At 71.1% G+C, this 1,482-nt stretch carries 1 protein-coding gene; it reads left to right on the top strand.

Annotated features, from left to right (window positions below; all coding sequences use genetic code 11):
- Nucleotides 1–1,482 (top strand): NAD-binding protein (locus tag MJ783_RS01645; protein WP_239308110.1); only part of this gene is annotated, 1,482 nt, incomplete at both ends.

Raw genomic sequence — 1,482 nt, 5'->3', positions numbered from 1 at the left:
GGGCACGTCGTCGTCTGTGGGCTGAACGACCTGGGTTTCCGGATCGCCGAGCAGCTGCACGCGGCGGCGGTGCCGGTCGTCGTCATCGAGGGACGCGACGTCGGCTCGCTGCGGCGCCGCCTTGAGCGGTGGGGAGTACCCGTCCTCAGCGACTCGGTGCACACCGGTGACGCGCTGCGCCAGGCGTCGATCACCGGCGCGGTGGCACTGATCGCCTGCCACGACATCGACCTCGACAACCTCGAGACGGCGCTGCTCGCCACCGAGATCGCGCCCGAGCTGCGGCTTGTCGTACGGGTCACCAACGCCCAGCTCGGTGACCAGCTCGGCGCGGCGCTTCCCGCCGCGCGCGTGCTGAACCTCGCGGAGAAGGCCGGCCCCAGCTTCGTCGAGGCCTGTATCAGCTCCGACGTGCGGCACGCGTTCCGGCTCGGGCCGGAGATCTTCACGGTGGTGGACGTCCCGGTCAGCACGGCCGGGGCGTTCCGGCAGGTCTTCGGCAACCTGACACCGGTGGCGCTGCGCAGGCCGGGGGCGCGGCGGGTGGAGGTGTGCCCGGGCCGCGACACGTTCGTCGCCCCCGGCGACCGCATCGCGTTGCTCGGCAGGCTGGCGGACTTCGCCGACAACGGTGTCCGGGTGGTCGACTCCGGGGATGTCAACGCCCTGGCGAACCTGTCGGTACACCATGGCGGCCCACCGCCGGGCCGTGGCAGCCGTGGCAGCCGTGGCAGCCCGGCCCGCCGGCGCCGCCCGCACGCCTGGCTGCGGGATCTGGCCGTGACCATCGCGGCCGAGTTCGACCGCCCGTTCCGGCTCGCTCTCGGCGCCGTGCTGACCATCATGACCATCGGCACGCTGGTGCTGAGCCTGACGTATGCGGACAACGACCCGACCGCGCCGCCGGACTTCAGCCCGCTCGACGCGTTCTACCTGACCGTCACCACAATGGCCACCGTCGGCTATGGCGACTTCAACTTCGGCGCGGCCGGCGGCTGGTTACAGGCGTTCGGCGTCGCGCTGATCCTCGTCGGCGCGCTGTCCATCGCGGTCGTCTACGCGTTCATCACCAATGTGATCATCAGTCGCAGGCTGGAACGAACCATCGGGCGCGGACGGGCCACCACCGCGCGTGACCACGTCATCGTCTGCGGGCTCGGTTCGGTCGGGCTGGCCACTGTGGAAGGCCTGCTCACCGCCGGGCGCGACGTTGTGATCATCGAACGTAACGAGAACAACCGGTTCCTTTCGGTCGTCCGGGACCTCAAGGTACCGGTCGTGTTCGGTGACGCCACCGTCCGCGCGACCCTGATGGAGGCCGGGCTCACCCGAGCCGCCGCCCTCGCGGCCCTGACCAGCGACGACGTCGCGAACCTGGAAGCCGTGCTGTCCGCTCGGGAGGCATTCAACGATCATTTCACCGCCCGGCGGCGAGGAGGGCGCTGGCGCCGACGTCGGCACGCCCCGCCTACCGCTGTGCCC

It is taken from the genome of Protofrankia sp. Cj3 (assembly GCF_917627355.1).
Classification (GTDB): domain Bacteria; phylum Actinomycetota; class Actinomycetes; order Frankiales; family Frankiaceae; genus Protofrankia.
This window is presented reverse-complemented; position numbering and strand designations above follow the sequence as displayed.